The 4,582-nt window shown below is 39.2% G+C and carries 4 protein-coding genes; all 4 read right to left on the reverse strand.

Annotation, left to right across the window (positions count from 1 at the left end; all coding sequences use genetic code 11):
• Positions 1-140 precede the first annotated feature (140 nt).
• On the reverse strand, positions 141-2,099 hold the full coding sequence (locus tag F890_RS00070; RefSeq protein ID WP_005265344.1) for a relaxase/mobilization nuclease domain-containing protein: 1,959 nt from the start codon (positions 2,097-2,099) through the stop codon (positions 141-143).
• Positions 2,089-2,580, reverse strand: coding sequence for a plasmid mobilization relaxosome protein MobC (gene mobC, locus F890_RS00075; RefSeq protein WP_005265346.1), 492 nt, complete (start codon positions 2,578-2,580; stop codon positions 2,089-2,091). Before mobC ends, F890_RS00070 begins: the two co-directional genes overlap by 11 nt.
• A gap of 384 nt (positions 2,581-2,964) precedes the next feature.
• Positions 2,965-3,303, reverse strand: coding sequence for a hypothetical protein (locus tag F890_RS00080; protein WP_005265347.1), 339 nt, complete (start codon positions 3,301-3,303; stop codon positions 2,965-2,967).
• Positions 3,303-4,277, reverse strand: coding sequence for a replication initiation protein (locus F890_RS00085; protein WP_005265348.1), 975 nt, complete (start codon positions 4,275-4,277; stop codon positions 3,303-3,305). Before F890_RS00085 ends, F890_RS00080 begins: the two co-directional genes overlap by 1 nt.
• Positions 4,278-4,582 lie beyond the last annotated feature (305 nt).

Below are 4,582 nucleotides of genomic sequence, written 5' to 3' on the forward strand. Positions count from 1 at the left end.
TCTGAGCCGTTTTTCTTCGAGGACAGCGTAGCTAAAAGCTGCGCTCCGCAGACGAAAATCGGCATTTTTTGGCGAAATCCAAGAGTAACAGATTTAAAAAATTGACTTCGTAATACGTCACTTTTTCGCAAAAAATTAAACTAAAACGGACTTGGGGAATCATAGCCACGGTCATTTTTCTTTGTCTGTTCTTTCGCTCGTTGCAACTCCCTACGCTGATCAAGTTGATCTAAAGCCTCGAAGATACTTGTTGGATTAAACCCGCTAGATTTTGTTGATATTGCTCTACTGAACTCATTTTCTCGATCACTCGTTCTGTCAGTGGCTTCAATTTGATTTCTATCACGGCTTGTACCAAATTCGGCAAGATGTTCTCTATTATCGTCTCTGCTTGATTCTCGATGTTCAAGTCTGTTACTAACTGCTTTAAATGGCTCTCTAATCGCTGTTTTAAGCTGTTCTCCAAATTTTTCAATAAATCGGCTGACAACTTCGGATTCTGTAATTGCTTGATGATATTGATCAGCTCGTTGCTTTGCTCTCTCAATTGATTGCAGTGCTTCACCAGTTCGTTGTTGTATTTCTCCAATTCGTCTATGGTTCGATTCTGAGTCTGAATAAGCTGTAAGGCTTGCTCTAGCTGCTTCTGTTGCTCTTTGAGCTGCTGTTGATGTTCTTCGATAATCTGTAATAACTGCGCTTCGAGATTCATTTAACGCACCTCCCTTACTATTCCAAGCGGTCTCGTCCCATTGTCCAGTGCGTAACTCTCTTTTACGTTCGGGTCTAACTCTACGCACAGTTTCCCCCCACATTCCATTGTGAGCATGCTTCCGCCTCGTGATTTCAGATAATCGACTTTGTTCTGCATCTCGTTTATGTCGTTGTATTTGCTCTTGCTTACGTAGCCTAGAGCAATACTCGATATAAGCAAAATAAGAGCTATCGAAGCTAAAACTATATTTGATGTAAAAAGGGTTTTCTTGATCTTGGCTGTTTCGGCTATTCCTTGGCTCATGCTGTTCAATTGAGCTGATTGGGCTTTTAACTGCTCGAGCTGCTCTGCCTGTTGGCTCAAAAGGTTGGCTGTTCCTTCCGTTTGCTGCTGTAAAAGTTCGGCTAAACTCTGACTCGCGGTTTGGGCTGAATTTAGGCTCTGTTTGGCTTCGTTCAAGAGATTGGTAGCGTCCTTCGTTGTATTTTGAACGTCCTCCTGCAAGCTCTGTAAATCTTTTTTCGAGCTGTTCAGCAAGCTTTTTGTGTTCTTCTGGAATAAACCTATTTTCTCTTGATGCTCTTGCATCACTTGTTTCTCTTGTTCGATTCTCAAAGTAAGATTCGACACTAAATTCTGACTCATAAAATGCACCCTTTAAGCGTATCGCTTTATCTGCACCATCTAATTTTAATGAAATGAACTTGTCACTAATTCGGGTGACTTTTCCAAGCTCTGAAACAGCGTCTAAAACGTCCGTTCTATCTTTGATGAAATCAAAATAAATACGTTGTTCTATAAGGCTTCCAACCACTTCACGAATATCATTAACAGACTTACCTTTTAAGCCTGCTCGAACTGCGGCAGCATCTTGAAAGTGAGCGTGGTCAGGCGTTTGAGTATCATGTTGTAAAGTCGGGTCATCAGGTCGTGACCACCCTTTTGAATAGTTGAAGTAGTCCCGGAGAGGATCAAAATATTTCTCATGCCCTGGAGGAGCAATATTCAAGGCCTTGCCCGTGTCCAACTCAATTCGTGGCACTAAAAAATGTACATGCTTGGAGCCATCATCTTCTTCATGCAAAACGGCTGTGAAGTGATACTGGTTTGGCTTTAAGCCCGCAAAGGCATGCTTTTCAAATGCTTCTAAAACTTGGTCAATTTCATCATTAGTGGGGGCATCATCTTTCGACCACGCTATGACTCCGCTCGTATATTTCCATTCGTTTTGAATAGATTCAGCAAGGGCAGTAAACGTCTGAGGATCTCCCCTCAAAACTTGAACATCAGGGCGAGGGCGGTTCAGGTGATCAACGTCATCAATTAAATAACTTGCAGCTTTTGCAGGGTCGCCTTTTCCATGCTTAAGAAATTTAATGTACATCCACTGCCCTCCTTTTTTTCAAAGCTCTTTCTCTTGCACGACTTACGGCTTCTGGGCTTCGTTCAATTTTCGGAAGCTGACCAAGCCAATGATGTAAGTCATTTTGGATTTGGCTTAACGTATGAAAACATTCAAGAAAAGAAAATTTAGAAATAGCATTAGGGTCTTGGCGAATAAAATTTAAAAACTTCGCAATTTGATTGATGTTATTTCCAATTCTTCCAATTTGAAAAAGTACGGCAGGGTCTGCTTTTGGTGGTTGTTTAGCTGCGCGTTGTTTTTTCTTTGGCTCAATTGAACCCTCAATAATTTCACTGGATACAGTCTGGAATTCGGCTCTGATTTTTTGACAAATTAAAGCATTCACAAACTCACTAAAATTTAGGTCATGATCAGCTAAATATTTTTCTAATTGCATCGACTCAAGTTCAGTTAAACGCAAGCGTTTAATTTCTGTTCTTAGATTTTTCTTCTTTGCCATGACATTTCCCTAAATTAAATCCGCAATGGATTGGGGTCTTAGGGGTGAAACCCCTAACAAGCACCACGTGACACAATAAACAACATTACGTAGTAAGGGCTGTTTTTGTGGCTACGGGGTAGGCTTGCTTAGTTACAGTAGCATGTTGAAATTGCGATAACAATGTTCGGTACGAATGTTGTTATCCAAGTTCAAAGGCTATCTGTAATTATTGCGGTACTGAATAAAATCAAGAGTAGGATTGTTTGAGAAAGAAGAAGCAAGAGCAGAACTTTCTGTTTCGTAGCCTCAATGTTTGAATATTTATGGTTGAATTGGTTTAAAAGAAAAAAGCACCCTATCGGGCTATTATCTGATTTAGGCTTGCACTTTCCGATCTAAAACTTACTTGGTAAGTGTATATAACGGTGCTGCTAAGAAACAAATTGGTAATAACAAGGCTAGACATCCCGTAATTAAGTATGCAGTGCCTTCTGATTTATTAAGTTCTACCTGTATTACTTTATGAATAGGTTTTATTAAGTCATCAACTATGGCTCTACTAAAAAGCTGTAAGAACATTAATATAGGGATAAGAAGAATTACTGTTTTGTACGATATGTTTTTACCATCAAAAACGAAACTAGATAAATACGCTAACGTAATTCCAAGCAAAGATACATTTGCATAAATACTTGATAATTCGACAATTAATTTATTTAGCTTTTTATCGTTCTGACTCATTAAAGTTTTATCCAATTTTGTAAAGTTCTAACTGATATATTCAATTCAAGAGAAATTTCTTTATTACAAAAACCTTGTTTCAGCATTTCTTTTGCTCTTTTTCTTTTTTCATCATAAAGAGCTGATCTCGCTTTTCCTCCATTAGATGAATCACCTTTTCGTCCGCCTAATGCCCCTTTGTATACCTGACGCTGTATAAACTCTTGGTAATGATATGCGTCTTTTTTCCAACAGTAACGGCTTATGCTCTTTGCAATGCTTTTAATCTCGTTGTACTGCAACGGCTCTGTAATGCCTTCATTGAGCTTTAAACAGTGGTCTATAACAGCCTGTAGCCAATTGTTATAAGCCTTACCACGATATTTCCTGATCTCAACATATGCCCAATGGCGTGCAGTATGGAAAATGTAGCAATTACGCCCAAGTCCTACTGCTTCATCCTGTTTCGGGGCTTTTTTCGCGTCCTGCCAACTAATATCTAGTTTCGAAGATAACTCATTCAGTGAGTAAGGCTTTTTTCTTATGCTGTACGTGCGCCATTGCTCGTGCATGGGGTTTTTACTGATTAAGCCTGAGTATCCAACATCAGCATTAAAAAGCTCGTGTAAACGCAAATAAACGGCATTTGCGAGCATGATTGGCTTCTGTCTGCTTGCATCAGTTGTATAAATTGGAGTTTTTAGCTCGAAAAATGCATGTAATCGTCCGTTTTGAGGATTTTCAGCAACAAAATTCGGCATTGGTACGCCATCAAGTGAATATAAAATTTCACTCAGGGCTGATTCATAGTCGAGATCAAGCACAAAGTAATACTGATAAAACGGACTATTTGGCTGAATGTACTTGAATGCCAGTGCTGTATCTCTCGGACGTATTTTTAGACCTGTGCTCAGATCATCCGTACAGTATGGTTTGGTCGGTAAGTTACCGATAAAGCTAGGAAATAGCTCAATTTGAGACTGTATTTTATTCATTTATAACAGTAACCGCTTGCAAAGCTCGCAAACACTGCTAAAATTAAATCAAGTTTCAGGTGTTTTAATTCTAGTGTTTTCAAGCATTTATTAAAATCCACAAAAAAAGCCAAGCTCGCCAAAGTCGGGCTTTTTTTGTACCTGTATGAAATGTATCACTGTTCTTGTGATAATTCAAAAAACTTTACCCATCATTGACTTATGTCAGATTCTGAGCCGTTTTTCTTCGAGGACAGCGTAGCTAAAAGCTGCGCTCCGCAGACGAAAATCGGCATTTTTTGGCGAAATCCAAGAGTAACAGATTT

The sequence above is a fragment of the Acinetobacter sp. CIP 64.7 genome, from assembly GCF_000369745.1.
GTDB classification, from domain to species: domain Bacteria; phylum Pseudomonadota; class Gammaproteobacteria; order Pseudomonadales; family Moraxellaceae; genus Acinetobacter; species Acinetobacter fasciculus.